The sequence below is a fragment of the Pseudomonas sp. NFIX28 genome, from assembly GCF_900107395.1.
GTDB lineage: Bacteria > Pseudomonadota > Gammaproteobacteria > Pseudomonadales > Pseudomonadaceae > Aquipseudomonas.
Genome location: NZ_FNPW01000013.1, coordinates 155,694 through 180,339, shown reverse-complemented (window position 1 = coordinate 180,339; position 24,646 = coordinate 155,694). Strand labels below are relative to the sequence as shown.

The 24,646-nt window shown below is 64.1% G+C and carries 23 protein-coding genes; 14 read left to right on the top strand and 9 right to left on the bottom strand.

The features are described 5' to 3' along the window. Positions 1-2: 2 nt before the first annotated feature. Both BLV20_RS23155 and ppnN read right to left on the bottom strand, forming a co-directional pair. On the bottom strand, positions 3-323 hold the full coding sequence (locus tag BLV20_RS23155) for a DUF2388 domain-containing protein (protein WP_092304774.1): 321 nt from the start codon (positions 321-323) through the stop codon (positions 3-5). A 149-nt stretch (positions 324-472) separates the two neighbouring features. Next, positions 473-1,846, bottom strand: coding sequence for a nucleotide 5'-monophosphate nucleosidase PpnN (ppnN, locus tag BLV20_RS23150; protein WP_092304773.1), 1,374 nt, complete (start codon positions 1,844-1,846; stop codon positions 473-475). Between the two features lie 424 nt (positions 1,847-2,270). Here ppnN and BLV20_RS23145 point away from each other — a divergent pair, with 424 nt between their 5' ends. Then, positions 2,271-2,675 (top strand): response regulator, encoded by a 405-nt coding sequence (locus tag BLV20_RS23145; protein WP_092304772.1) that lies wholly within the window; start codon positions 2,271-2,273, stop codon positions 2,673-2,675. A gap of 120 nt (positions 2,676-2,795) precedes the next feature. Here BLV20_RS23145 and BLV20_RS23140 read toward each other — a convergent pair whose 3' ends face one another. Continuing rightward, positions 2,796-3,665, bottom strand: coding sequence for an isocitrate lyase/PEP mutase family protein (locus BLV20_RS23140; protein ID WP_092304771.1), 870 nt, complete (start codon positions 3,663-3,665; stop codon positions 2,796-2,798). A gap of 503 nt (positions 3,666-4,168) precedes the next feature. On the opposite strand from BLV20_RS23140, the gene BLV20_RS23135 reads away from it, so the two are divergent. Next, positions 4,169-4,708 carry a DUF4174 domain-containing protein gene (locus tag BLV20_RS23135; protein WP_092304770.1) on the top strand — a complete coding sequence of 180 codons (540 nt, stop codon included), beginning with the start codon at positions 4,169-4,171 and terminating at the stop codon, positions 4,706-4,708. A gap of 102 nt (positions 4,709-4,810) precedes the next feature. Here the strand turns inward: BLV20_RS23135 and BLV20_RS23130 are convergent, their stop codons facing one another. After that, a complete protein-coding gene (locus tag BLV20_RS23130) occupies positions 4,811-6,028 on the bottom strand; it encodes an aspartate aminotransferase family protein (RefSeq protein WP_092304769.1) in 1,218 nt (405 codons plus the stop codon). 101 nt (positions 6,029-6,129) lie between these two features. On the opposite strand from BLV20_RS23130, the gene BLV20_RS23125 reads away from it, so the two are divergent. Beyond that, entirely contained in the window at positions 6,130-7,032 is a 903-nt protein-coding gene (locus tag BLV20_RS23125; RefSeq protein ID WP_092304768.1) for a LysR family transcriptional regulator, read from the top strand. Here the strand turns inward: BLV20_RS23125 and BLV20_RS23120 are convergent. The 3 genes from BLV20_RS23120 to BLV20_RS23110 are packed head-to-tail and all read right to left on the bottom strand — an operon-like array spanning position 7,029 to position 8,795. Continuing rightward, positions 7,029-7,535: an NUDIX hydrolase gene (locus BLV20_RS23120; protein WP_092304767.1), complete on the bottom strand. Its 507-nt coding sequence runs from the start codon at positions 7,533-7,535 to the stop codon at positions 7,029-7,031. The genes BLV20_RS23125 and BLV20_RS23120 overlap by 4 nt on opposite strands. A 5-nt stretch (positions 7,536-7,540) precedes the next feature. Beyond that, entirely contained in the window at positions 7,541-8,248 is a 708-nt protein-coding gene (locus BLV20_RS23115; protein WP_092304766.1) for an NUDIX hydrolase, read from the bottom strand. Between the two features lies 1 nt (position 8,249). Next, on the bottom strand, positions 8,250-8,795 hold the full coding sequence (locus BLV20_RS23110) for an adenylyltransferase/cytidyltransferase family protein (protein WP_092304765.1): 546 nt from the start codon (positions 8,793-8,795) through the stop codon (positions 8,250-8,252). 183 nt (positions 8,796-8,978) lie between these two features. Between BLV20_RS23110 and BLV20_RS23105 the strand changes: the two genes are divergently transcribed. The 7 genes from BLV20_RS23105 to BLV20_RS23075 all read left to right on the top strand — a co-directional run bounded on the left by BLV20_RS23105 (position 8,979) and on the right by BLV20_RS23075 (position 16,616). Then, positions 8,979-9,626, top strand: coding sequence for an isochorismatase family protein (locus tag BLV20_RS23105; protein ID WP_092304764.1), 648 nt, complete (start codon positions 8,979-8,981; stop codon positions 9,624-9,626). 9 nt (positions 9,627-9,635) lie between these two features. After that, positions 9,636-10,865 (top strand): nicotinate phosphoribosyltransferase, encoded by a 1,230-nt coding sequence (gene pncB / locus BLV20_RS23100; RefSeq protein WP_092304763.1) that lies wholly within the window; start codon positions 9,636-9,638, stop codon positions 10,863-10,865. 1 nt (position 10,866) lies between these two features. Beyond that, entirely contained in the window at positions 10,867-11,694 is an 828-nt protein-coding gene (nadE, locus tag BLV20_RS23095) for an ammonia-dependent NAD(+) synthetase (protein ID WP_092304762.1), read from the top strand. A 377-nt stretch (positions 11,695-12,071) separates the two neighbouring features. Next, positions 12,072-12,584 (top strand): formaldehyde-activating enzyme, encoded by a 513-nt coding sequence (gene fae / locus BLV20_RS23090; RefSeq protein ID WP_092304761.1) that lies wholly within the window; start codon positions 12,072-12,074, stop codon positions 12,582-12,584. Between the two features lie 10 nt (positions 12,585-12,594). After that, the gene (locus tag BLV20_RS23085) at positions 12,595-13,629 is read left to right on the top strand and encodes an aldo/keto reductase (protein WP_092304760.1); all 1,035 of its coding nucleotides are present in this window, start codon (positions 12,595-12,597) and stop codon (positions 13,627-13,629) included. Then, a complete protein-coding gene (locus tag BLV20_RS23080) occupies positions 13,626-15,059 on the top strand; it encodes an NAD-dependent succinate-semialdehyde dehydrogenase (protein WP_092304759.1) in 1,434 nt (477 codons plus the stop codon). Before BLV20_RS23085 ends, BLV20_RS23080 begins: the two co-directional genes overlap by 4 nt. A 183-nt stretch (positions 15,060-15,242) precedes the next feature. Next, positions 15,243-16,616 (top strand): MFS transporter, encoded by a 1,374-nt coding sequence (locus BLV20_RS23075; RefSeq protein ID WP_092304758.1) that lies wholly within the window; start codon positions 15,243-15,245, stop codon positions 16,614-16,616. Between the two features lie 109 nt (positions 16,617-16,725). Here the strand turns inward: BLV20_RS23075 and BLV20_RS23070 are convergent, their stop codons facing one another. Both BLV20_RS23070 and BLV20_RS23060 read right to left on the bottom strand, forming a co-directional pair. Further along, positions 16,726-17,601, bottom strand: a complete 876-nt coding sequence (locus BLV20_RS23070; protein ID WP_092304757.1) for a LysR substrate-binding domain-containing protein — start codon at positions 17,599-17,601, stop codon at positions 16,726-16,728. A gap of 285 nt (positions 17,602-17,886) precedes the next feature. After that, on the bottom strand, positions 17,887-19,065 hold the full coding sequence (locus BLV20_RS23060; RefSeq protein ID WP_092304755.1) for a hypothetical protein: 1,179 nt from the start codon (positions 19,063-19,065) through the stop codon (positions 17,887-17,889). A gap of 194 nt (positions 19,066-19,259) precedes the next feature. On the opposite strand from BLV20_RS23060, the gene BLV20_RS23055 reads away from it, so the two are divergent. From BLV20_RS23055 to BLV20_RS23040, 4 genes are all read left to right on the top strand, one after another. Then, positions 19,260-20,204 (top strand): LysR substrate-binding domain-containing protein, encoded by a 945-nt coding sequence (locus tag BLV20_RS23055; RefSeq protein ID WP_092304754.1) that lies wholly within the window; start codon positions 19,260-19,262, stop codon positions 20,202-20,204. A gap of 398 nt (positions 20,205-20,602) precedes the next feature. Further along, complete coding sequence (gene aldA / locus BLV20_RS23050; protein WP_092304753.1) at positions 20,603-22,027, top strand: aldehyde dehydrogenase; 1,425 nt, start codon at positions 20,603-20,605, stop codon at positions 22,025-22,027. Between the two features lie 77 nt (positions 22,028-22,104). Further along, entirely contained in the window at positions 22,105-23,427 is a 1,323-nt protein-coding gene (locus tag BLV20_RS23045; RefSeq protein WP_092304752.1) for an MFS transporter, read from the top strand. 1 nt (position 23,428) lies between these two features. Further along, positions 23,429-24,646: a mandelate racemase/muconate lactonizing enzyme family protein gene (locus BLV20_RS23040; RefSeq protein ID WP_092304751.1), complete on the top strand. Its 1,218-nt coding sequence runs from the start codon at positions 23,429-23,431 to the stop codon at positions 24,644-24,646.

The following is a 24,646-nucleotide window of genomic DNA, read 5'->3' as shown; positions in this document are numbered from 1 at the left end:
CGTCAATGCGCGGCTGGCTGCGCCTGTTGACTGAGGATCGCTCTGGCCAGTTCCTCATCGCTGGCGTTGAGGCCTGGGTTTTCCTGGCGGATTTTCTGCAGCACCGATTCCAGGTAAACGCCGCGGATGGCGCCTCCGCTGGCAACGAAGCTGGAGGCGTCGTCATAAGCGGGAATCACCCTCTTGTCGTCCTTGAAGGTCGAGTACAGCGAGGCGGAAACCCCCGCCGAGGTGGCGACATCACCCGCATCGACACCGCCGGCCATGGCTGAACCTGCGGGCAGACAGAGCAACAACGAAGAAACGAGTAATAGGCGGCGCATAAGGGCGTCCTCCAACAGCAAAAAGGAAGTACCACATAATCTAGGATGCGCGACACGGCTCAGGAGTTCCCCGCAGCTCGACGCGCCGGATTCTTGCGCGCAGCCGCCAGCCGCCCCGGCATTGCACCGGGGCGGCTGTTAGCGGGTTGTCAGCTCACCACTCGGTAGCACGGCACATAGGCCGCGCCGCCCGGCAGTTTCATCCGGTGCTGCTGGACGAAGGATTTGAGCAGGCGGTCCAGCGGCTGCATGATCGCGGTGTCGCCGTGGATTTCGTACGGGCCGTTCTTCTCGATCAGGCGGATGCCCTTGTCCTTGACGTTGCCGGCGACGATGCCGGAGAAGGCGCGGCGCAGGTTGGCCGCCAGTTCGTGGGACGGCAGCCCCTGCTTCAGTTGCAAGCTGGACATGTTGCTGTGGGTCGGGTCGAACGGACGCTGGAAGCCCTCGTCGATTTTCAGCAGCCAGTTGAAGTGGAAGGCGTCGTTGCGTTCGCGGCGGAACTGCTTGACCTCCTTTAGCCCCTCGGTCATCTGCCGGGCGACCTCGGCCGGGTCGTCGATGATGATCTGGTACAGGCTGTGGGCCGCATCGCCCAGGGTCGCGCCGACGAAGGCGTGCAGTTGCTCCAGGTACGGCGCGGCGCTTTTCGGCCCGGTGAGGATCACCGGGAACGGCAGGTCGCGGTTGTCCGGGTGCATGAGAATCCCCAGCAGGTAGAGGAATTCCTCGGCGGTACCGGCGCCGCCCGGGAAGATGATGATGCCGTGGCCGACGCGGACGAAGGCCTCCAGGCGCTTCTCGATGTCCGGCAGGATCACCAGTTCGTTGACGATCGGGTTCGGCGCCTCGGCGGCAATGATGCCCGGCTCTGTGAGGCCCAGGTAACGGCTGCCGCTCATGCGCTGCTTGGCGTGGGCAATGGTCGCGCCCTTCATCGGGCCTTTCATCACGCCCGGGCCGCAGCCGGTGCAGACGTCCAGCTTGCGCAGGCCCAGCTCGTGGCCGACCTTCTTGGTGTATTGATATTCCTCGGTGCTGATCGAGTGGCCGCCCCAGCACACCACCATCTTCGGCTCCACGCCCGGGCGCAGGGTGCGGGCGTTGCGCAACAGGTGGAAAACGTAGTCGGTGATGCCCTGGGAACTTTCCAGGTCGATGCGCTGGCTGGCCAGCTCGCTTTCGGTGTAGACGATGTCGCGCAGGGCGCTGAAGAGCATTTCCCGGGTGCTGGCGATCATCTCGCCATCGACGAAGGCGTCGGCCGGGGCGTTCAGCAGTTCCAGGCGCACGCCACGGTCTTGCTGGTGGATACGGACTTCGAAATCCTGGTAGGCGTCGAGGATGGTCTTGGCGTTATCGACATGGGCGCCAGTGTTGAGGATGGCCAGGGCGCACTGGCGGAACAGGGCATAGATGCTGCCGGAACCGGCTTCGCTGAGTTGTTGTACTTCACGTTGGGACAAAGTCTCCAGGCTGCCTTTGGGGCTGACCGAAGCGTTGATGACGTGTCTTGGTTGCATTCTGGATTCCTTGAAAGCGGGACCACCGGCCCATGCGGGCCCATGGTTTAAGAATAGTGAGCGGCAAGCGCGATGCCGGGAAAACATTTTCCCGGGCTACACGGCGCGAAGGCAAACAGGCCTGCGGGACTGTGCGGTGCGTCCGCCACGCTACTTTCTCACAGCTGATGATTCGATGCGAAAGCGGCGTGCATCGCCCTTGGTTATGCTCAGCGCGGTCCACTCCACTCACATGGCCGGGCAACGCAACCAGGCGCCTGCCCGGCGACAGCGATCAAGTTGGATCGGACCTGCCGCCCTGGATGCGGGCTGTCTTGTCCGGCACCTCGACGGGCTGAATGAATTTATCGGCCGGGTACTGCTCATAACTCTAAGTGGCGTAATTGCGCCGGGGTCGGGTACACAGTCAGGGAGCGGCATCCTCATGAGTCCAGTTTCATCCGTCAATCCAGGCCGGCCCGATCGTTTGCTGCTGGTGGTCGAGGACGAGCCGACGATCCTGGAGTTTCTCTGCGAAATCCTGCAGGACGAGGGTTTCGCCACCCAGGCCATGCTCAGCGCGGACGAGGCGCTGCGGTTCCTGGAAAGCCACCCCGGGCAGGTGCGCCTGTTGCTGACCGACATCAACATGCCGGGCTCCTTGAATGGCGCGGGCCTGGCCAACCGGGTGCGCGAGCGCTGGCCGCGCATGCCGGTGCTGGTGATGTCCGGCTACGAGACGCCGCAGAGTTCCGGTATCCGCTACCCCGTGTCGTTCATTCGCAAACCCTGGACCATCGGGCAGATCCTCGACAGTGTCGACGATGCGTTGAACAAGGCGGAGGCGTAGGCAGCCGAGCGGGAAGGGCGAAGCAGGAAGGGCGAAGCGAGAAACGCAAGGTCAAGCGCAGCGGCTTTCGACCACCCAGGACCTCGAGGTCCTCGGTGATCGCAAGGGTGAGCTAGCGGCTCACTCTTTGACGCTCATGAACTCTTTGGCCCAGACAATGTAGTCCTCGGGCTGGGTGTAGGTATGGGCCAGCTCGGTGGCGCTGAGGTCCGAGGCCTGGGTGAAGATCTGGCGTTGCTCGCGCAGGCAATCGTAGGTGGCCTTGATCGCCGCGAAGTATGCCGCGTGGCCGTCGACGATGATCTTCGCGCCCAGCTGGGCCAGGCGCGCATCGTCGCGCAGCGCCGGGTTGCCGTAGGTCACCAGCATCAAGGGCACCGACAGGTGCTCGGAAATCTGCTCCAGCTGCTCGAAATCCTTGACCCCGACCATGCAGATGCCATCGGCGCCGGCGCGCTCGTATTGCTGGGTGCGGCTGATGATTTCCTGGATCGGCAGGACCGCCGCGTTGGTCCGGGCAATGATCGCCAGTTCCGGGTCGACCCGCGCTTCCAGTGCCGCGCGGATCTTGCCCACGCCTTCGGCGACCGAGATCAGGTCGGTGGATTTGCGCCCGAACTGGGCTGGCAGCAGGGTGTCTTCGATGGTCAGGGCGGCGACGCCGGCGCGTTCCAGCTCGACCACGGTGCGCATCACATTGAGCGCGTTGCCATAGCCGTGGTCGGCGTCGGCGATCACCGGCAGCTGGGCAACGCGGCCGATGCGCGTGGCCTGCTCGGCGAATTCGCTCAGGGTGATCAGGGCAAAATCGGGTGCGGCCAGTACCTGCAGCGAGGCGACGGAACCGCCGAGAATGCCGACTTCGAACCCCAGGTCGGCGGCGATCCGCGCCGACATCGGGTCGAACACGGAGGCGGTGTGAAAGCAGGAGTCTGAAGCGATCAACTCGCGGAAACTACGGCGTAAATCTTGATGAGACAGCCTGGACATACGAACTCCCGGAAGGAGGTAAAAGAGATGCCGACGATAGCGTCGAGTCAAAAATGCAATCGGTCCTCCAGCGAGCCTGTGTGCAAGGTGCGCTGCGAAAACCTGGGCAGATGAAGACGAAACAAGCGGGTATGAAACGGCGGATGACGCCGCACCGGTCGAGCAAACCAAGCGGGCAGTCTTGTTATGGCCGGGACGAAGGCTATCACGCCGCCGCGGCGAAAATGATGACGAATTGGTATGGCGCCATGCCAGAACGGCATAGGCCATGCCGGTTGTCATGGGCGCCAAGGCGGGTCGATCATGCCGAATCAGGCGGTTCGGCCAGCGGCGACGATTATTCGAGCCCCCGACGGGAGCGGTGAAGACGAGCCTGGATCGCGGTTGACCCAGCCGCGGGCGGCGGGGGACGGCTCGGGGAAAATGTCAGAATTTGAGTCCGGGTCTGGACCTTTTGCCCTGATGCGCAATCATTAGAGCGTGGATATCCAAAGGAGAGACGCATGTTCATTCGGTCATTGACCCTCGCAACGCTGCTCGCTGTCGTCGGCCCCGCAATGGCGGCCGACAACGAAGGCCCCTTGGCCCAGGATCAGGGCAAGGCGCGGCCGCTGATCGTCATTGCCCCCAGCACCGTGGACCCGGCACTGGTGGCGCTGAAGAAGTCCCTCGACGAGCCGGCCAACCGCCAGGCCTTCAACGAACGCAACATGGTGCTCTACACGGTGATCAACACCATTGGCCAACGCGACGGCAAGGACCTGGACCCGCAATCGACCATGGCGCTGATCCGCAGCCTGAAGCTTGGCGCGGGGGCGCAGACCAAGGTGATCCTGGTGGGCAAGGACGGGGAGAAGAAGCTCGAGCATTCCGGGGCCATTGAGCTCAAGGAACTGTTCAGCGCCATCGACCAACTGCCGGCGGCGGAAAAGGAAGCCACGGTGCCGACGCCTCCCTCGGTCTCGGAGGTCAAGGCGGCCAATGCCGGCAAGGCCACCAAGTCGGGCAAGCCTGCCGCGCCGCCCAAGCCGTTGGACGACTGAGCCTGGCGATTGGCGAGCAAGCCCGCCCCCTGGAAGGGCATTTGCCCCGCAGGAGCGAGCTTGCGATAGCGTTCTACCCGCCCCTTGCCAGCGGGCTCCTACTTACGACACCGCCCGTTCTCTGGGCGCTTGCACAGCATCGGCCGCCGTGCTGTGCAGTGTCCGGCTGACCCCGCGCACGATCATCTCGACTTCCCGTTCATCGATGATCAGCGGTGGCAGCAGGCGGATGGTGGTGCCCCGGGTCACATTGATCAGCAGGCCGTGATCCAGCGCCGCCTTTAGCGCCAGGTCGCGCTGCGGGGTCTTGAGCTCGATGCCGATCATCAACCCCAGCCCGCGCACCTGCAGGACCTGCGGGTGATCGGCCAACTCCACCCGCAAGCGTTGCAGCAGGTGTTCGCCCTGGCGCCTGGCGTTGGCCAACAAGCCCTGTTCCTCGATGATCTCCAGCACGGTGCAGGCCACCCGGCAGGCCAGCGGGTTGCCGCCGAAGGTGCTGCCGTGGCTGCCGGGGGTGAACAGTTGCGCGGCCTTGCCCCGGGCCAGGCAGGCGCCGATGGGGATGCCGTTGCCCAGGCCCTTGGCCAGGGTCATCACGTCCGGGACCACGCCTTCGTGCTGGCAGGCGAACCACTGGCCGGTGCGGCCGATGCCGGTCTGGATCTCGTCGAGCATCAGCAACCAGTTGCGCCGGCTGCACAGCTCGCGCACGGCTGGCAGATAGCCGGGCGGTGCCAGGCGGATACCACTTTCACCCTGGATCGGCTCCATCAGCACCGCGGCGATGCGCGGGCCGTGGGCCAGTGCCGCGCGCTCCAGGGCGGCCAGGTCGCCGAAGGGCACCTTGAGGAAATCCCCTGGCAGTGCCTGGAGGCCCAGGCGCACTGCCGGCCCGTCGCTGGCCGCCAGGGTGCCCAGGGTGCGGCCGTGGAAGGCGTGCTCCATGACAATCACCAGCGGCTGGTCGATGCCCTTGTGCCAGCCGTGCAGCCGGGCCAGTTTCAGCGCCGTCTCGTTGGCTTCGGCCCCGGAATTGTTGAAGAACGCCCGCTCCATGCCGGCCAGTCGGGTCAGCCGTTGTGCCAGTTGCTGCTGCCAGTCGATGCCGTACAGGTTGGATGTGTGCAGCAGCAGGCCGGCCTGTTCGCTGATCACGCTGACCAGCCTGGGGTGGGAATGACCGACGCCCGTCACCGCGACACCGGCCACCGCATCCAGGTATTCGCGGCCCGCCTGGTCCCAGAGTCGCGTGCCCAGGCCGCGGGTAAAGCTCAAAGGCAGGGGTTGATAGGTGCTCATCAGGCAATTGGCGGTCATGACGGGTCGCTCCATCCAGGGGGTGTGCCTGGCAGTATCGTTAGCCACCTGTGCTAGATAAACTCGTCAATTCTTTAATCATCTTCAAGTCAGGGTTGATAATGGATTTGTTCCAGGCGATGTCGGTGTACGTGAAGGTGGTGGAGGCAGGGAACATGACTGCCGCCGCCCGCGAGTGCGGTTTGTCTACCACCATGGTCGGCAATCATTTGCGGGCGCTGGAGCAGCGCCTCGGGGTCAGTCTGCTCAGCCGCACCACAAGGCGCCAGCGCCTGACCGAGTTCGGCGCCGAGTATTACCAGCGTTGCCTGGCGGTGCTGGGGCTGGTGGCGGACTCCGAACGCATGGCGGAACAGGTCCAGGGCGAGCCGTCTGGCACCCTGCGCATCACCGCGCCGCTGACCTTCGGCACCGAACGCCTGGCCCCGGCCCTGAGCGAGTTCCAGCAGCGCTGCCCGCTGGTCAAGGTGGAACTGACCCTGGCCAACCAGCGCTTCGACCTGATCGACGGCGCCTTCGACTTGGCTTTTCGCCTGGGCAGCCTGGACAACTCGTCGCTGATCGCCCGGCCCCTGGAGGATTACACCCTGACCATCTGCGCCGCGCCGGACTACCTGGCGCGCTGTGGCACGCCGCAAGTCCCGGAAGACCTGCGGCACCACAATTGCCTGGCGTTCGCCTATCCGGCCGGTGACGAATGGAGCTCCACCGCGACCCAATGGCCCCTGAGCGGCCCTGAGGGGGACGTGCTGATTCCGGTGTCCGGTTCGCTGCTGACCAACACCTCGTCAGGCCTGCACCGTGCGGCGCGGGGCGGCCTGGGCGTGGTGATGATGCCCGATGCCTTGGTGGAGGAAGACTTGCAGCAGGGCCGGCTGGTGCCTTTGCTGCAGGACTATCAATTGCCCTGGCGGGCGATGCACCTGCTGTATGCCCAGGACCGTTATCGCCTGCCCAAGCTGCGCAGTTTCGTCGAGTTTGCGCTGGAGAAGTGGGGACGTTAGACCGACTCGCTGGCCAGCAGCATCATCGCCGCCGACAAGGTATGGCCGTCGGTGATCCGGCCTGCTGCGATCATCCTCATCAATTCCTGGCGACTGACCCACAGCAGATCGTCCACTTCGCCATCGGTGGTGGCCGCCTGTTGCTCGGCAATCTCTACCTGGTACACCGCCACCGCGCTGGCGATCAGCGACGTATTGCTGTGCAGCAGGCCCAGTTCGCGAACGTGCGACGCCTGCCAGCCGGTTTCCTCCAGCAATTCGCGGGCTGCGGCATCCACGGCACGTTCCCCGGCATCGATGCTGCCCCGGGGAAACTCGATGGACTGGCCGCCGATAGCCCGGCGCCTGAGATTGACCAGCATCAGCCGGCCATCGGCCAGGGTCGGTACGGCCACCACGCCGTTCACCGCCTGGGGTTCCTTGATGATGAAGTAGCCTTGCTCGCGGACCACCTTGAAATACGGGGTTTGCAGCAGGCACTGGTTATCGGCGGGGGAACTCATGGGTATCACTCCAGAAAACAACGATCGAACAGGTACAGCTCGGCGAGCTTGAGATTTTCCATGGTGGCTTGCGGCCGGCCGCCGTCGCCGCTTTTCTTGCGTCCGGTTTCGCGCAGGTAACCGGCTTCGCTCATCTTCAGCAGGCGCTGGCGGATGCTGGTCTTGAGCACCGGCCGTTGCAGCACCCGGGAGAAAATGTCCACCGCTTCGGGGGCGCTGAACTCGTTGCCGAGAAACATCAGCGGCAGGCTGCTGTACAGGGACTTGGAAAACAGCCGCTCGTGCACCTGGGCCACCAGGCTGTTGTGGTCGAAGGGCAGCTTGAAGCTGCCGCCGGCCACGTCGCCGAGGGCAAAGAAACCCTGCTGCGGGCCGGGCTCCACCGGTTCGCTGACGATCCCAAGATAAAAGGTCGAGGACGACCAGCAGCGCGGATCGCGAAAGGCGTCGCCGACCGTGCCCACTTGTTCCAGCCAGGCCAGGGGCATGCCCACCTTGCTCGAGCGCCGCAGACGTTCCACTGCATCATTCAGGCTGCGGTCCTCGACATCGCCGTTGACCACGATGCCTGGCAGCGCCCAGTGCCCGGCGAAAGGCTCGCTGTCGCGTTGATACAGGAGGATTTCCAGCTCGGAGCGTTCGCGGTTATAGCGCAGCAGGCACAGGTCGATGGTGTGCAGGTAGGCGCTGGGGGGGAGAGGGCGGTCGGGCATATCAACTTCCGTGGACGGCATAGAGGCCGTAGTTTAGCGGATTCATCCCCGGTGCCAGCCACCGATCTGGCGGTGTTTCGCCGCGGGCCAGGCATTGGCGCAACACGCTGCTGCGCACCCCCGGCTGTTCGTCGATCCGCAGGATGGAGAAGCGCCGCAGCAGCTCCTCGCCGCGATGGAACCCGGACAACTGGCGCGCCACGTCGTCGCCCACCACCAGGGCGATGCGCTTGCCGTCCAGGGCCAGGTCGTCCGCCAGGCGCCGCAGCAAGGTGTAGCTGTAGACCGGAGCGGGGTCTGCCAGGGCCACTTGCTGCTCCAGGCGGCTCACCGCCAGTTCGGCGGGGCACTCCGGTTGCAGGCATTGGGTGATCGCCTGCAACCAGTTCACCCGCAGCTCGAAGTCGACCATCTGCTTGCCGTCCGGATGGCGAAAGCTGGGAACCACCAGCACGCGCCGGGCGTGGCGGGCGGCTTCGAGCATCACCCGGGCATGGCCGGCGTGGGGTGGGTTGAACGCTCCGCCGTAGAGGGCCAGTTCAAACATCTGTTTCTCCTCTTTGAGTACATGACATGTACCTTATCATCGCTTTTGCGTTCGGGGAAACAGCCTTTTCATAAGCTGCATCTGGATGTGTTTGTTTGGCTGGCGAAATAAAAACAAGGCTAATGGATTGCTTTGTAAGTACATGACGTGTACTTTGTGCTTCATGCAAAGGAGAGACCCCGCATGAACAGCCAAACGATGATCACCGCTTCCTTCGATGTCGATGCGCAAAAGAGCTTCACCCCGCTGTGCCCCGATGAGCTGCCCGTGGCCGAGGGCGACCGCATCGGTGGTGAGCTGAATTTCATGGCGAGCCTGGCCAGCCTGCGCATCGGCAGCAAGGACGCCCACAGCCCCCAGGCGCCCTGGGTGGTCGCCGAGCCTGGGCAAATGCTCCAGCCCACCGGCCTGGAACATGCCGACCTGACCTGGGTCAGCCACTGCGTACCGGGCACCGAGGGCTTCAAGCTGCTGGATGAATTGCCCGCGCCCCATGACTACGACTACTTCGTGTGGAAGGGCGTGGAGCTGGAACTGCACCCCTACGGCGCTTGCTACCACGACCTGCGCGGCAAGCTGTCCACCGGGGTCATCGAGTACCTCGCCAGTCGGGGTGTGCAAAGGGTCATCGTGGGTGGCCTGGCCCTGGATTTCTGCGTCAAGACCACCGCCCTGCAACTGGCTGCCGCGGGCTTGCAGGTAATCGTCCACCTGCCGGCATGTCGCGCCATCAGCGCGGCGGGCGCCGCCCAGGCGATCGAGGACATGCAGCAAGCGGGTATCGCGGTGGCCGCGACCCGGGAAGCCACCGCCCAATTGGCCAGGATTTGAGGAGTCACCATGGAAAGTGCATTTGACCGCGACAACGGTGTGATCCAGAGCCTGCTGGACACCGATTACTACACCTTCACCATGATGCAGGCGGTGCTGCACCAGCACCCCAATGTCGATGTGGAATACCAGTTCATCGTCCGGTCCAGGGAGTCGCTGGTGCATCTGATCCCGGAGATCCGCCAGGAGCTGGAAAAGCTCGCCGGCCTGCAAATGCGCGAAGGCGAGCAGCGCTTCTTGTTCAACAAGCGTTTTCGCGAATACCTGACTCCGGATTTCGAGCAGTTCCTCGGCCTGTTCCGCTTCAACCTGCGCTACATCCATGTGGCGGCGGTCGATGGCCAGCTGAGTATCCGCGTCCGTGGCCCGATGTTGCACTGCATCATGTTCGAGCAGCCGGTGCTGGCGATGGTCAGTGAGTTGCGCAACCGCGACAGGTACCCGGAGGTGGAGGTGGCGGACGTCACTCGCCGGCTCTATCAGAAGTTCGAATGGCTGGAGAAAAACGCCAGCCGCGAAGAACTCGCCGATCTGCGCGTCTCGGACTTTTCCACGCGTCGGCGCCTGTCGTTCAAGGCCCAGCGCGAAGTGGTGAAGATCATGCGCAGCGACTTTCCCGGCGTGTTTGTCGGCACCAGCAATGCTCACCTGGCCTACGAGTTCGATCTGCCGCTGATTGGCACCATGGCCCACCAATGGCTGATGGTGCACCAGCAATTGGGACGACTGCGCGAGAGCCAGAACAGCGCCCTGGAAAACTGGGTGCGCGAATACCGTGGCCGCCTGGGCATCGCCCTGACCGACTGCATCAGCACCGAGTTCTTCCTCAAGGATTTCGACCTGTATTTCGCCAAGCTCTACGACGGCCTGCGCCAGGACTCCGGCGACCCGATCGTCTGGGCCGACCAGGTCCTGGCCCGCTACCGGCAACTGGGCATCGACCCGCGGACCAAGGACCTGATGTTCTCCGACGGCCTGAACTTCGAGAAATGCCTGCCGATCCTGCGCCACGTGCGTGGCCAGGCCAAATTCGGCTTCGGCATGGGCACCAGCCTGGCCTGCGACGTCGAAGGCGTCGAGCCGCTGAGCATTGTGATGAAGCTGGTGCGGGTCCACGGCGAGCCGGTGGTGAAGTTCTCCGATGACCCGATCAAGAACGTCTGCGAAGACCCGTCGTTCCTCAGGTACGCGGCGCAAGTGTTCAACGTCAACCTGGCCCATTCGCCCCTGGAGGCTTGAAATGATCGACCGGACCCAAGAATGCATTGCCCGGGAACTGGGCATCGACCGGCAACTGGCACGCGGTGGCGAGGCGGCGGAAATCGCCCGGCGCGTGCAATTCATCCAGCGAGTGCTGCACGAGTCCGGCTGCCGGGCCCTGGTGCTGGGCATCAGTGGCGGTGTCGACTCCCTGCTCGCAGGCCGCTTGTGCCAGCTGGCAGTGGAGCAGATGCGCGGGGCAGGGCGCGATGCCCGATTCATCGCCATGCGCCTGCCCTATAAAAGCCAGGCTGACGAAAGCGATGCCCAGGCTTCCCTGGACTTTATCCGCCCCGATGAAATCAGCACCTGCAACATTGCCGACAGCGTCGACGGCCTGATGGGCCAGCTGCGGCTCGATGGCCCGCAGCCTTCGGCGGCGCTCACGGATTTCGTCAAGGGCAACGTCAAGGCCCGGGCGCGGATGTTGGCGCAGTACGCGATCGCCAACTTCAGCAACGGCCTGGTGGTCGGCACCGATCACGCTGCGGAGGCGCTGATGGGGTTCTTCACCAAATACGGCGACGGCGCCTGCGACCTTGCCCCGCTGTCGGGCTTGAGCAAGACCCAGGTGCGCCTGTTGGCCGATGCGCTCGATGCGCCACAGTACCTGGTGCACAAGGCGCCCACGGCGGATCTGGAAGAACTGGCGCCGGGCAAGCTGGATGAAACGGCTTATGGCTGCAGCTACGCCGAAATCGACGCCTACCTGATGGGCGAGCCGGTGCCTGCCGCCGTGCGCCAGCTGATCGAAACCGCCTACCAGCGCAGCGCCCACAAACGCGCCTTGCCGCGCAGTCCGCTCTGATCCCTTCGGGGCTTTAACGCCGACTCGCCAGCGACGAGGTGTGCAAGGCCGTCTTCGCCCACCCAGGCAAGTGGCGGTCGCATCCAGCATGGGCGGCTGCGTGGGGCAGTCGCTCAGGGGTATGACTAAAGCTCATGGCCCCATGATTTTTAATGGTTACAGGCCGCCTCCAGGGCGGTGCTAAAAAAGCGCAAACACCCGCTCATCCATAACAACAAAGAGCGTTTGCGCCATGACCCCACCTCGTTTCTGTCTCGCCCGCGCCAGCCGTGCGCCGTGCTCCTTCGTTCTCTCATCCCGGCCACGCCGCTGCCTTGCGCTGCATGCGTTGCCGATCGCCTCGACTCATCCCTCTGCGCCCCAGGAGTAGCTACCCCATGAAAGAACTCGACCTCTATATCGGTGAAGGTTTCGAAGGCCCGGGCGTGAACGCCGCGCACATCAACATCCTCATCGGCCCGCGCAACGGTCCGGCCGGACAGGCGTTCGCCAACAGCCTGGCGTCGCCCAGCCAGGGGCATTGCCCGTTCATGGTGATCGCCCAGCCGAATATCCCGGTCAAGCCGATGACCCTGTATGTCAACAAGGCGGCCATTGGCAGCGAGCTGCACGGCAACGCCACCTGGGGCGCCTCCCAGGCCGGCATCGCCAAGGCGGTGCTCGAAGCGCTGCTCGACGGCACCCTGCCCAAGGAAGCCGAGGATGAGTGGGCCATCGTCACCGCCAACTGGGTCAACCCGGCCTGCGATGACCTGGATGCGGTGTACCTGAACAACTACAACGCCTGCCGCACGGCGATCCGCGCGGCCCTGGCCGGCAAGCCCGAGCGCGCGCAATTGGCCGACGTGGTCGGCCAGATCAGCAACCCGTTCTACACCCCCAAAGCCTGAGGATCGCAGCATGCAATACATTCGTTTGGGCAACTCCGGCCTGCAGGTTTCCCGCCTGTGCCTGGGCACCATGAACATGGGCACCCCGGACTGGAAACCATGGATCTTCAACGAGCAGCAAAGCGAGCCGATCGTGCGCCATGCCCTGGACAACGGGGTGAATTTCATCGATTTGGCGGACTTCTATTCCGCCGGGGTCGGCGAGGAAGTGGTGGGGCGCATCGTCAAGCGCCTGGCCCGCCGTGAAGACCTGGTGATCACCACCAAGGTCGGCTATGGCACCCGCGGTGGCATCAACGCCAGCGGCCATTCGCGCAAGCACATCATGGACAGCATCGACGCCTCCCTGAAGCGCCTGGACATGGATTACGTCGACGTCTTCATGCTGCATTACTTCGACCTGAACACGCCGGTGGAAGAGACCATGAACGCCCTGCACGACATCGTGCGTTCCGGCAAGGCGCGCTACATCGGCGTCTCGACCATGCTCACCGGGCAGCTGGCGAAGATCCTCATGGCCTGCGAACGCAATGGTTGGGTCAAGCCGATCAACATGCAGCTGCAACTGAACTGCGCCTACCGCGAAGAAGAGCGCGAGATGCTGCCGTTCTGCCGCGACCAGGGCCTGGGCGTCTCGGTGTTCAGCCCGCTGGCCCGGGGCCTGCTTACCGGCGACGCGCAGTCGACCCGCAACCAGACCGACTTTTTCACCCAGCAGATGTACAGCGACGAAGCCTCGTTCGAGATCGCCCATTCGGTGCAGCGCGTGGCCCGGGCCCGCGGTGTGAGCAATGCGCAGATCGCCCAGGCCTGGGTGCTCAACCACCCCGGCGTGGACTGCATGCTGGTGGGCGCCGACACCACCGAACAATTCGACAGCGCCCTGGCGGCCCTGGAAACCCGCCTGGATGCCGAAGAGCTGCACGAGCTGGAACGCAACTACACGCCGTGCGATGTGATCAACGATTACACCGCCGGCAAACGTATCCTGCGCACCGCCCGCCCGGGCCTGGAGCGCTTTACCCTGACCGAGGCCGTGGCATGAGCACGCTGATCCGCAATGGCAACTACATCGACGGCCAATGGTCCAGCGGTGGTCCCGTCTACCCGGTGCTGAACCCGGCCAATGGCGAACTGATCGCCGAGGTACAGAAGGCCGGGGCTGAAGCAACCGAGCTGGCCATCGACGCCGCCAATCGGGCCTTGCCGGCCTGGCGCAAGCTCACCGCCAAGGAGCGCAGCCAGCGCCTCAAACGCTGGAGCGAGCTGATGCTGGGCAATCAGCGCGAGCTGGCCACCTTGCTCAGTCGCGAACAGGGCAAGCCGCTGGCCGAAGCCATGGGCGAGGTGGTGTACGCGGCGAGTTTTCTCGAGTGGTTCGGCGAAGAGGCCAAGCGCGCCTATGGCGATGTGATCCCCAGCCACAAGGCCGACGCGCGAATCATCGTGACCAAGCAAGCCATCGGCGTGGTCGCGGCGATCACCCCGTGGAACTTCCCCCTGGCCATGGTCACCCGCAAGGTCGGCCCGGCCCTGGCGGCCGGCTGCACCCTGGTCCTCAAGCCTTCGGAAGAGACGCCGCTGTCGGCTTTCGCCCTGGCGGTGCTGGCCGAGCAGGCGGGGATTCCACCCGGGGTGCTGAACATCGTGTCCGGCGATGCCGTGGCCATCGGCGGGGCGCTGCAAGCCTCGAGCATCGTGCGCAAGCTGTCGTTCACCGGTTCGACCCGCACCGGCAAACTGCTGATGCGCCAAGCCGCCGACACCTTGAAAAAAGTCTCCCTGGAACTGGGCGGCAATGCGCCCTTTATCGTCTTCGACGACGCCGACCTGGACGCGGCGGTACAGGGCGCCATGGCTTCGAAATTCCGCAACACCGGGCAGACCTGCGTCTGTGTCAACCGCTTCTTTATCCAGGACGGCGTCTACCAGGCCTTCACCGAAAAACTGGCCGAAGCCGTGGCGGCGATGCGTGTCGGCAGCGCACTGGACGGAGAGACAGAGCAGGGGCCGCTGATCAATGCCGCCGCCCTGGCCAAGGTCGAGCTGCACGTCGGCGATGCCTTGGAGAAGGGCGCCAGGCTGCTGTGCGGCGGTCGTCGGCATGCCCTGGGCGGAACCTTCTTTGAGCCGACCCTGCTCACCGAGGCCAGCAGCGACATGCTGATCGCCCAGGAGGAAACCTTCGGCCCGGTGGCCGCCTGTTTTCGCTTCAAGGACGAGGCTGAGGTGCTGCAACGGGCCAATGACACGCCATTCGGCCTGTCCGCCTACTTCTACAGCCGCGACATCGGCCGGGTCTGGCGCATGGCCGAAGGCCTGGAGGCGGGCATGGTCGGGATCAACGAAGGGATCATTTCCACCGAGGTCGCGCCCTTTGGCGGCATCAAGGAATCCGGCCTGGGCCGTGAAGGTTCGAAGTACGGCCTGGACGATTACCTGGAGATCAAATACCTGCTGATGGGTGGGCTCTGACACACCGCGTTCCCTGCAGGAGCGAAGCTTGCTCGCGATAAATCTTCAGCGCAAACGCAGAGCACCTGAAGCTCCGCGGTGCCTTGGCGTTAATCGCGAGCAAACGAGCGCCGACCGGCTGCTCCTACCGGGGAGCCTGCCCGCTGCATTTCTTCGTCAATAACAATAATTCTGGAGACGAACATGACCACTCAATCCGTCAAGATCGACGATTTGCCCATCGGCCGCTTTCACCTGAAGATCGCCGGCCTGACCTTCGGTGCGCATTTCACCGACGGCTATATCCTGGGCCTGATCGGCATTGCCTTTACCTTGCTCAGCCCGCAGATGCAGCTCGATGCCTTCTGGCAGGGGCTGATCGGCGCTTCGGCGTTGATCGGACTGTTTCTCGGCAGCCTGTTCTTCGGCTGGATTTCCGACCGCCTGGGGCGACAGAAAATCTTCCTGATCAGTTTCGTGCTGATTACCCTGGCCTCGGTCATGCAGTTCTATGTGCAGAGCGCCATGGCCCTGCTGCTGTGCCGGATCCTGATCGGCATCGGCCTGGGCGGCGACTTCAGCGTCGGCCATGCGATGCTCGCCGAGTTCGCGCCCAAAAAGCACCGGGGCGTGCTGCTCGGTTCGTTCAGCGTGGTCTGGACCTTCGGTTATGTGGCGGCGACCTTTGCCGGTACCGCCATGCTCGGCCTCGGCGACGATGCCTGGCGCTGGATGCTGGCGTCATCGGCGATCCCGGCCGGGTTGATCCTGATTGCCCGTATCGGCACCCCCGAGTCGCCGCGCTGGCTGGTCAACCAGGGGCGGGTCGCCGAAGCCCGGGCCGTGGTCAGGAAACACCTGGGCGCCAATGTGGTGCTCGATGAAGAGCCTTCCGGCGAAACCCGCTCCGGCTACGCGGTGCTGTTCAGCCGCGAATACCGCAAGCGCACGGCATTCAACTGCCTGTTCTTCGTCTGCATCGTCATGCCGTACTTCGCCATCTACACCTTCCTGCCGTCGATTTTGCAGATGATGGGCCTGGCCGAAGGTTTTGGCACTGAGCTGATGCTGAATGTGCTGCTGATCCTCGGCGCACTGATCGGCATCTGGTGCACGGTGAAGTTTTCCCGCCGTGGCTTCCTGATCAATTCGTTCATCATTCTCGCGCTGGCGTTGTCGCTGCTGGCGGTGCTGCCGGGCAGCGCGGCCTGGTTGATGGTGCTGGTGTTCGGTGTGTTCACCCTGGTGCTGTCGGCGGTGAGCAACCTGGTGGGGGTGTTCCCGGCCGAGAACTTTCCCACTGAAGTGCGCGCCAGCGGCATCGGCCTGGCCACGGCGGTCAGCCGGCTGGGGTCGGCGATCAGCACCTTCCTGCTGCCGGTCAGCGTGGCCGGGATCGGCCTCAGCCCGACCATGGGCATCCTCGCCGCGATCCTTGCCCTGGGTGCGCTGATCTCCTGGGCCTGGGCCCCGGAAACCAAGGCACTGACCCTGAGCCAGGCGTGCAAGGTGCAAAGCTTGAAGGAGGGCGCGCTGGAGAGTGGCGCGGCACTGCCCAAGGTGAGCGCGCCGGTCTGAATGCCGGTAGCCGCTGCCGCGGGCGGGACGCTCGCAACGTTCTCGCCGACGCAAAAGGTCGTGCGGAGCTGTCACAGCCTGCGGCAGCGCTTCAAGGTAACGGCCCGGTTCACGGGCCGCTTATCTGCCGCAACCATTCGGTAAACACCCGCACCTTCGACAGGCCCTGCTTGTCGTTGGCCACGTCCAGCCAGTAGCCATAAGGGCCGGACACTTCCACCGGGGTGATCGGCAGCAGGCTGCCATTGCCCAGTTCACGCTCGATCATCTGCCGGTCGATCACGGCCAGGCCGCCACCCGCCAGGGCGGTATGGATCACCTGGTCCAGGGTGCTGAATTCCAGGCCTTGCCCGGCATCGACGTCATCACGGCCCATGGCGGCCAGCCAGTTTTCCCAAACCTTGAGGCGCTTGCCGTCATGCAGGATGTGCAGCAATGGAAATTGCCGCAGGTCCGGTGCCTGGCCGTCGACGAACAGCTCCGGGCTGGCGACGGCGATGTGCCGTTCCATCACCAGCAACTGGCTCGAGCAATGGCCGGCCGGCTCCAGGCCGAAGCGGATCTGGCAGTCGATCTCGGCCAGGCTGGCGTGGCTGTTCTGGTTGGTCACGCTGAGGCTGATTTCCGGATAGCGCTGGCAAAAGTGGCGCAGCTGCGTCGACAGCCAGCGGGTGGCCCAGGTCGGCGGGGCGAGGATGCGCAGGCGCTGGCGCAGATTGGGTACGCGCACCGCCTCCAGGGCGCGCTCGATATGGTCGAAGGCAGCCCCCAGCTGTGGCGACAGCGCCGCGCCGCAATCGGTGAGCGTCAGCCCTCGCGGCGTGCGCACGAACAGGGCGACGCCAAGGTAGTCTTCCAGCTGTTTGATCTGGCGGCTGACGGCGCCCTGGGTCACGTTCAGGCCCAGGGCGGCCTGGCTGAAACTGCGATGCCGGGCGACTTCCTCGAAGACTCGCAGCATGTTCAGAGCGGGCAGTTGACGCATGGAAAATGAACTCCGCACCGGGTGCCGGCACCCCACGGCCAGGCTGCGGGCAGCGGCGACAGTCGAGGCGGCGGGCAGGATTATTATTGTTTTGACGCACAGATGGCCGAGGGCCTATCTGACCTGCTGCGAGCGGGCGGTGCAAGTGTTGTCTGGCGGTCTTGCGAAGGCTTTGGCAAGGGCGGCGAAAGCCGCTGGAGCCGCCAGTCAGCGGGCTGGCGCTGACTGGTTTACCGCGGGCGCGGACAGGCTCGGGGCGGCGATTTCAAGCGCGCCCGAAACGGCTCAGAAGTAATACCCGAGGTTCACGTACAGCTGGTTTTCCCACTGGTCGCTGCCGCCGGCCCCCAGGCTCTGGGTGTAGCTGCTGCCGCCGATATAGGGGTCGTTCTTGCCGATCAGCCATTCGGTGGCGATCCACAGTTTGCTCAGGGAGAAGGAACTGCCGAGGATCAGCCGCTGCGAGGTCTTGAACTCATCGGCGGATTTGTCGAAGGCGCTGTAGTTGGCGTACAGCTTGATTCCGCTGAGTTGGTCGAACAGGTATTTGCCGGCGACGTCGTAGCTCAGGTCGGCCACATACAGGTTGCCGCGGCTGGCAACGTTGTAGGTGCCGTCGTAACCGCCGAAGGTCACCACCTCATCGGTGCCGGCGTTGCGGGGCGACATCTGCTGCCGCGCCGCTTGCAGTTGCACGCCCCAGGGGCCGTTCTTGCCGAGGTAATGCACGGCCAGGGCATTGCGGCGGCCATCATTGTTGGTGTCTTTGTTCTTCAGGGTCGAGGTCAGCCCGGAGACCCCCACTTCGGACTTCCACGGCCCCAGGTCCAGGGCCCTGGCCACCCGCAGCACCACCGTGTTGCGTTCCTGGTTGTCGCTGCCGTCGGCCACATAGCTGTCGGCTCCGGACACCACGCTGGAATAGGTCACGCCCTTGCTGGTGCCCTTGCCCTGCCATGCCGGGCGCAGGTAGTAGCCGGCCTGGATGTTCCAGTCGGCATGTTGCTGGATGTACTTGGCGCCGATCTGTTGCACATCTTCCAGGCCGATGACGTTGCCCAGGGTTTCGTAGAAGGTGCTGCCGAAGTACGGCTGCAAGCCGAACGGCACCGTGTTCAGGCCCACTTGCACTTGCTGGTCGGGGTTGAACTTGTAGCCGACCCAGGCGAGTTTGGCGAACTGGATATCGCCGTAATCCTTGGTGTACTGGTAGGGGTAGGAACGCCCGTAGAAGCGGTATTGCGCCTCGCCGATCCAGGTGTCGGAGTTGTACTTGGCGCTGAGGAACACCGTGTCCAGGCCGAACTTCTGGATGTCGCGATCCGGGTCGTAGTCCCAGCGTGCGCGGACCGCGCCGCCGAGGTCGAGGTTGTCGGTGACCTGCACTGCCATGGCCGGCGCGGCGAAGGCGCAGAGGGCAGCCAGGCAGGCTGCATTCAAGCAAAGGGTTGTGGAGCGGGGCATGGGACGGCTCTCGTTTATTGTTATGTGAGACGCCGGCAGTCTTGTCGCCCACTGCGGGGAGGACAAACGATTATTTGGTCGGGGGAACCTTCCTAAAATGCAGGTTACTCGTTGGAAAAAGGGCCGCGCCTGTAGGAGAAACGACAGCGACCATGGGATGCTTGGCGCCTCGTCAGCCGTTCTCGAGTATCGCCATGAAACGCAGAATGCCCGGCCTCAACGCACTCAAGGCCTTCGAAGTTGCCGGAAGCACCGGCAGCTTCACCCGCGCCGCCGAGTTGCTCAACGTCACCCAGAGCGCCGTCAGTCGCCAGGTGCGCCAGCTCGAGGAGCAGTTGGGCGAGAGCCTGCTGGAGCGTCGCCATCATCATCTGGAACTGACCAGTGCCGGCCGGGTGCTGCTGCGGGCGCTGCACCAGTCCTTCGACAAGATCGAGCTGACGGTGCGCAGCATCCAGCAGAAGTCCCATTCCAATCGCCTGCACATCAACGCCCCGCCAACCTTTACCAGCCGCTGGCTGATGCCGCGCCTGGGGCGCCTGCGCGAGCAGCACCCGGAGCTGGAACTGAGCATCACCACTCGCCTGCAGGACAGCCTGGCGCAAATCAGCACCCTGGACTGCGCCATTCGCTTCGGCGACGGCGAGTGGGACGGGCTGGACAGTTCGCTGTTGTTCCAGGAGCGGCATATTGCGGTCTGCGCGCCGTCGCTGTACACCCGCGAGTCGGGCGAGCAGGGCGTCGATCTGAACCGCATGACCCTGCTGCATGTGCTGGCCCGCGAAGACCAGCGCTACCTGACCTGGAAACACTGGCTGGATGCGGCGCGCATCAGCGGGGTCGACACCCAGGGCGGCTATGAATTCGACTTGCTGGACCTGGCGATCCGCGCGGCCATCGACGGCCTGGGCATCACCATCGCCGACTGGCACATGGTGGCCCCGGACTTGGCCAGCGGCCAGCTGACCCAGGTGCACAACGTACATGTAGAGGGGCATCAGTCCTATTGGCTGGTGACTCGTCCGGAGCAGGCCCGGATGCCGCAATTGCAGGTGTTCAGCCAATGGCTGCAGGAAGAAATCTGGTTGGCGCAACGTCAATTGGAGCCGTCTACCGCTGCGGCTCCGGCGGCTGAGTAGGCTGGCGCTGCGCATCGCGGGCCAGCCTCGCTCCTGCGGGCGTAACGAGGGAGGGGTTCGAGCGCCTGCGATGCCGGCGCCATGCGGTGCCTCCAGGTAACATGCGTTTTTCGAATGTTTGTCTGCGTAATTAATCGTTTGTCCTCTCCGCGGCGGATGACAAGACTGCTGGCTACTCACATAACAACAACCCTGAGTGCCAAGCCATGCCGCATCCGGCCACTGTCGATCGTCTTTCCTCGCTTCCCGCGTTTTCGTCGAGCCTGAGCGCTGCCCGTCACGGGCGCCCGTCCGGGTGTTCGGCCGTTTCCGGCAACCGGCACCACACTCTTTAAAAGGGGCGGCCCGGATCGCCTCCGGCCGCTCAGCCATTCATGTAGCAACGATGGGCAATTTCCATGCGACTCGAGCGAAATTTTGTTAACGGCCACTTCATCGAACCTGCCAGCCCAGCGCTGATCGCGGTCTACAACCCGGCCTGCGAAACCTTGATCGGACAGGTGTCGGCCGCCACCGCCGAAGAGGCGATTGCCGCCGTCGATGCTGCCGCCCAGGCGCAGAAAACCTGGGGCAAACTCACCAGCATCGAGCGCGCCGAATACCTGCGGGCCGTTGCCGATGCCTTGGAAGATCGCGCCGAACAGATCGGCGCGGCGCTGGCCGCCGAGTCCGGCAAGAGCCTGGCCGACGCCAGCAACGAAGCCCGTTATGCCGCGCAGATCACCCGGTACCACGCTGAGTGGGCACGGCGGATCGAAGGCGAGATCATTCCCAGCGATTCCCCGGACGAGAACCTGTTTCTGCACCGCGAGCCGATCGGCGTGGTCGCCTGCCTGATTCCGTTCAACTACCCGGTCTATACGTTGCTGCGCAAAATCGCCCCGGCGTTGATTGCCGGCAACACGGTGGTCGTGCGTCCGAGCAACAACACCCCGATCTCGGCGTTCGAGATCGCCAAGGCCGTGCAGCAATCCGGGTTGCCCGCCGGCGTGGTGAACATCCTGACCATGGATCACGCCACCGCCGCAGCGGTTTGCACCCACAAGGCCGTCGGCTTGATCACCCTGACCGGCAGTGTCAACGCCGGGCGCATCGTGCTCGATTACTGCAAGGCCAACATCGCCAAGCCATCCCTGGAGTTGGGCGGCAAAACCCCGGCAATCATCGAAGCCGACGCCGACCTGGAAAAAGCCGCCAGCGACATCATCGCCTCCAAGACCACTCACTGTGGCCAGTTGTGCACGGCGGTGGAGCGGGTTTATGTGCAGGAAAGCGTCTACGAACAGTTCCTTGCGCTGCTCAAGGCCAAAATCAGCGCCGTGAGGTTCGGCGACCGTGCCACTGACGCCAGCCTGATGGGGCCGTTGGTCAACGCCAGTTCGCAACAGAACATCCACGCCATGGTGCAGCGCGCCATCGCCGACGGCGCGACGCTCGAAAGCGGTGGCGTGCTGCCCGAAGGCCCAGGGCATTTCTATCCGCCGACCCTGCTCAGCGGCTGCCGCCAGGACATGGAAATCATCCAGGAAGAAATCTTCGGCCCGGTGCTGCCGGTGCTCAAGTACCGCGACATCGACGAAGCGCTGGCCATGGCCAACGACCATCAGTTCGGCCTGTCCTCGGTGCTGTACAGCGAGAACTACCGCACCGCCATGAAGGTCGCCAACGCCATCGAGGCCGGCGAGTTGTACGTCAATCGCACTCCGGCCGACCCGTACCAGGGTTTCCACGCCGGCTGGAAACGCTCCGGCCTGGGCGGCGATGACGGCAAGCACGGCATGCTCGAATTCACCCAGACCCGCCTGGTGGTGATGAAGTACTGAGTCACCCGCAACAGGCCACACCTATAAAAACAATTATTTGAGGCGCCCGGACCACCGGGCTGCCCGAGGTCACACAGATGTCCAAACCTGCAACCACCGTTGCCGCTGTTCAGGGTTCGAACGCGGGTTCAAAAAGCCACAGTGACAAGGGAAGTCGCTATTTCCAACTGATGCTGCTGGTGCTGGCGGCAGGGGCGATCTACCCGGTCCTGTACCTGCGCCAGGTCTACCAGACCACCATGCTCGAGGTGTTCCAGATCAGCCACAGCGAACTGGGCTACCTGTATTCCATGCTCGGCACGATCTTCCTGCTCAGCTACCTGCCCAGCGGCTGGCTGGCGGACCGCATAGCGCCGCGCTTCCTGATTTTCTTCTCGCTGGTGGCCACCGGTGCGCTGGGCCTCTGGTACTCCACCGCGCCGTCGATGAGCGGCTTGATGATCATCTTCGGTTGCTGGGGCCTGACCACTGGCCTGACCTTCTGGGCCTCGGTGCTCAAGCGCGTGAAGATGATCGCCGGGCATAGCGAGCAGGGGCGTTTCTTCGGCGTCCTCGACGGTGGCCGTGGCCTGGTGGAGGCCTTGCTGGCGACCATCGCCCTGGGCCTGTTCGCCCTCGCCACCGAAACCCGTGGCGAGTCGGCGACCGAAGGTTTCAGGCATGTGGTGTACCTGTATTCCTTCACCTGTATCGCCATCGGCTGCGTGCTGGTGCTGCTCAAGGACCCCAAGTCCATGGCGGACACTGAGGCGGTGGAGAAGGGCAGGTTCAACCTGTTCTCCGACTTGGCGACCCTGGTGAGAATCCCCGAGCTGTGGCTGGTGACCGCCATCGTGTTCTGCGGCTATCACATCTTCTGGGCCACCTACAGCTTCTCCGACTATTTGCAGGGCAACGGCATGACCGCGGTGATGGCCGGCACCATCACCACCATCAAGCTGTGGATGCGGCCGATCGGCGGCATCGGCGGCGGTTGGCTGGGCGACCGCTTCTCCAATATCTCGGTGCTGGTGGTGGCGTTGTTCCTGGCGTCCCTGGCGATGATCGGCCTGATCCTGTTCCCGGCGCTGCACAGCCTGGGCCTGCTGATCGGCACGGTGATCTTCATCGGCCTGATGACCTATGCGATTCGCGGGCTGTACTGGGCCATCCTCGATACCTGTGACATTCCGCTGCGTATCACCGGCCTGGCCATCGGCATCATCTCGGTGGTGGGTTACCTGCCGGATGCCTTTATCCCGTTGATCAACGGTTACCTCACCGAACACTTCCCCGGTGCCCTGGGCTACCAGCTGTACTTCGGCTACATCGCCGCCGTCGGCCTGCTCGGCACCCTGGCCGCGATCATCCTGCGTGCCCGCGTCCAGCGCAAAACAGTCCATCAGAAGGCAGGTGCCTGATATGAAAATCGTCTCCCTGGAAACCCACATCGTCGCCGTGCCGCCGCCGCATATCGGTGGCATGTACTGGCTGTTCGTCAAGCTCAAGACCGCCTGCGGCATCGAAGGCGTCGGTGAAATCTATGCCGCGACCTTTGGTCCCAAGGCGATGCTGCCAATCATCGAGGATGTGTTCGAGCGCTACCTGCTGAACCAGGACCCGCACCATATCGAGCGCTTCTTCCGCCAGGCCTATTCCAGCGGTTTCACCCAGCGTCCGGACCTGACCATGATGGGCGTGGTCAGCGGCCTGGAGATGGCCTGCTGGGACATCATCGGCAAGGCGGCGAACAAGCCGGTCTACGAATTGCTCGGCGGCAAGGTCCACGAACGGCTGCGTTCCTACACCTACCTGTACCCGCGGGGCAGCGACGGCGAATACAACTACGACGACCCGGACCTGGCCGCCGAGTGCGCAGTGGAGAACATGAACAAGGGCTTCACCGCGCTGAAGTTCGACCCGGCCGGCCCTTACACCGCGTATTCGGGGCACCAGATTTCCCTGGAGGTGCTGGAGCGCTGCGAAACCTTCTGCCGCAAGATCCGCGAAGCCGTCGGCAACCGCTGCGACCTGTTGTTCGGCACCCACGGGCAGATGGTGCCGTCCTCGGCGATCCGCCTGGCCAAGCGCCTGGAGCAATACGACCCGCTGTGGTTCGAGGAACCGGTACCGCCGGGCCAGGAAGAGGCCATGGCGCAGGTGGCGGCCAAGACCAGCATCCCGATCGCCACCGGCGAGCGCCTGACCACCAAGTACGAATTCTTCAAGCTGCTGCAGGCCGGCGGCGCGTCGATCCTGCAGATGAACGTGGCGCGCTGCGGCGGCCTGCTGGAGGCGAAGAAGATCGCCAGCATGGCCGAGGCCTACTACGCGCAGATCGCCCCGCACCTGTACAACGGGCCGATCGGCGCGGCGGCAAGCTTCCAGCTGGCCACCTGCACGCCCAACTTCCTGATCCAGGAAAGCATCATGACCTGGGGCGGCTTCCACGCCGAAGTCCTGACCAAGCCGCTGCAATGGGAGGACGGCTACATCATCCCGTCCACCGAGCCGGGCCTGGGGGTGGAGCTGAACATGGACGTGGTGCGCAAGCATTCGCCCTACACCGGCGAGCGCCTGCACCTGCAAATGGCCGCCACTCCGGCCGACGTCAAGGACACTTCGCCGGCCAAGGGCTGA

Bases quoted from the DNA above. Each gene is read 5' to 3' on its own strand.
- BLV20_RS23060 (WP_092304755.1), bottom strand. From the start codon at position 19,065: ATGCCCCGCTCCACAACCCTTTGCTTGAATGCAGCCTGCCTGGCTGCC.
- BLV20_RS23140 (WP_092304771.1), bottom strand. From the start codon at position 3,665: ATGTCCAGGCTGTCTCATCAAGATTTACGCCGTAGTTTCCGCGAGTTG.
- BLV20_RS23130 (WP_092304769.1), bottom strand. From the start codon at position 6,028: ATGACCGCCAATTGCCTGATGAGCACCTATCAACCCCTGCCTTTGAGC.
- BLV20_RS23125 (WP_092304768.1), top strand. From the start codon at position 6,130: ATGGATTTGTTCCAGGCGATGTCGGTGTACGTGAAGGTGGTGGAGGCA.
- BLV20_RS23070 (WP_092304757.1), bottom strand. From the start codon at position 17,601: ATGCGTCAACTGCCCGCTCTGAACATGCTGCGAGTCTTCGAGGAAGTC.
- BLV20_RS23145 (WP_092304772.1), top strand. From the start codon at position 2,271: ATGAGTCCAGTTTCATCCGTCAATCCAGGCCGGCCCGATCGTTTGCTG.
- BLV20_RS23120 (WP_092304767.1), bottom strand. From the start codon at position 7,535: ATGAGTTCCCCCGCCGATAACCAGTGCCTGCTGCAAACCCCGTATTTC.
- BLV20_RS23135 (WP_092304770.1), top strand. From the start codon at position 4,169: ATGTTCATTCGGTCATTGACCCTCGCAACGCTGCTCGCTGTCGTCGGC.
- BLV20_RS23110 (WP_092304765.1), bottom strand. From the start codon at position 8,795: ATGTTTGAACTGGCCCTCTACGGCGGAGCGTTCAACCCACCCCACGCC.
- BLV20_RS23040 (WP_092304751.1), top strand. From the start codon at position 23,429: ATGAAAATCGTCTCCCTGGAAACCCACATCGTCGCCGTGCCGCCGCCG.
- fae (WP_092304761.1), top strand. From the start codon at position 12,072: ATGAAAGAACTCGACCTCTATATCGGTGAAGGTTTCGAAGGCCCGGGC.
- BLV20_RS23045 (WP_092304752.1), top strand. From the start codon at position 22,105: ATGTCCAAACCTGCAACCACCGTTGCCGCTGTTCAGGGTTCGAACGCG.
- ppnN (WP_092304773.1), bottom strand. From the start codon at position 1,846: ATGCAACCAAGACACGTCATCAACGCTTCGGTCAGCCCCAAAGGCAGC.
- BLV20_RS23055 (WP_092304754.1), top strand. From the start codon at position 19,260: ATGAAACGCAGAATGCCCGGCCTCAACGCACTCAAGGCCTTCGAAGTT.
- BLV20_RS23105 (WP_092304764.1), top strand. From the start codon at position 8,979: ATGAACAGCCAAACGATGATCACCGCTTCCTTCGATGTCGATGCGCAA.
- BLV20_RS23085 (WP_092304760.1), top strand. From the start codon at position 12,595: ATGCAATACATTCGTTTGGGCAACTCCGGCCTGCAGGTTTCCCGCCTG.
- nadE (WP_092304762.1), top strand. From the start codon at position 10,867: ATGATCGACCGGACCCAAGAATGCATTGCCCGGGAACTGGGCATCGAC.
- BLV20_RS23155 (WP_092304774.1), bottom strand. From the start codon at position 323: ATGCGCCGCCTATTACTCGTTTCTTCGTTGTTGCTCTGTCTGCCCGCA.
- BLV20_RS23080 (WP_092304759.1), top strand. From the start codon at position 13,626: ATGAGCACGCTGATCCGCAATGGCAACTACATCGACGGCCAATGGTCC.
- BLV20_RS23075 (WP_092304758.1), top strand. From the start codon at position 15,243: ATGACCACTCAATCCGTCAAGATCGACGATTTGCCCATCGGCCGCTTT.
- aldA (WP_092304753.1), top strand. From the start codon at position 20,603: ATGCGACTCGAGCGAAATTTTGTTAACGGCCACTTCATCGAACCTGCC.
- pncB (WP_092304763.1), top strand. From the start codon at position 9,636: ATGGAAAGTGCATTTGACCGCGACAACGGTGTGATCCAGAGCCTGCTG.
- BLV20_RS23115 (WP_092304766.1), bottom strand. From the start codon at position 8,248: ATGCCCGACCGCCCTCTCCCCCCCAGCGCCTACCTGCACACCATCGAC.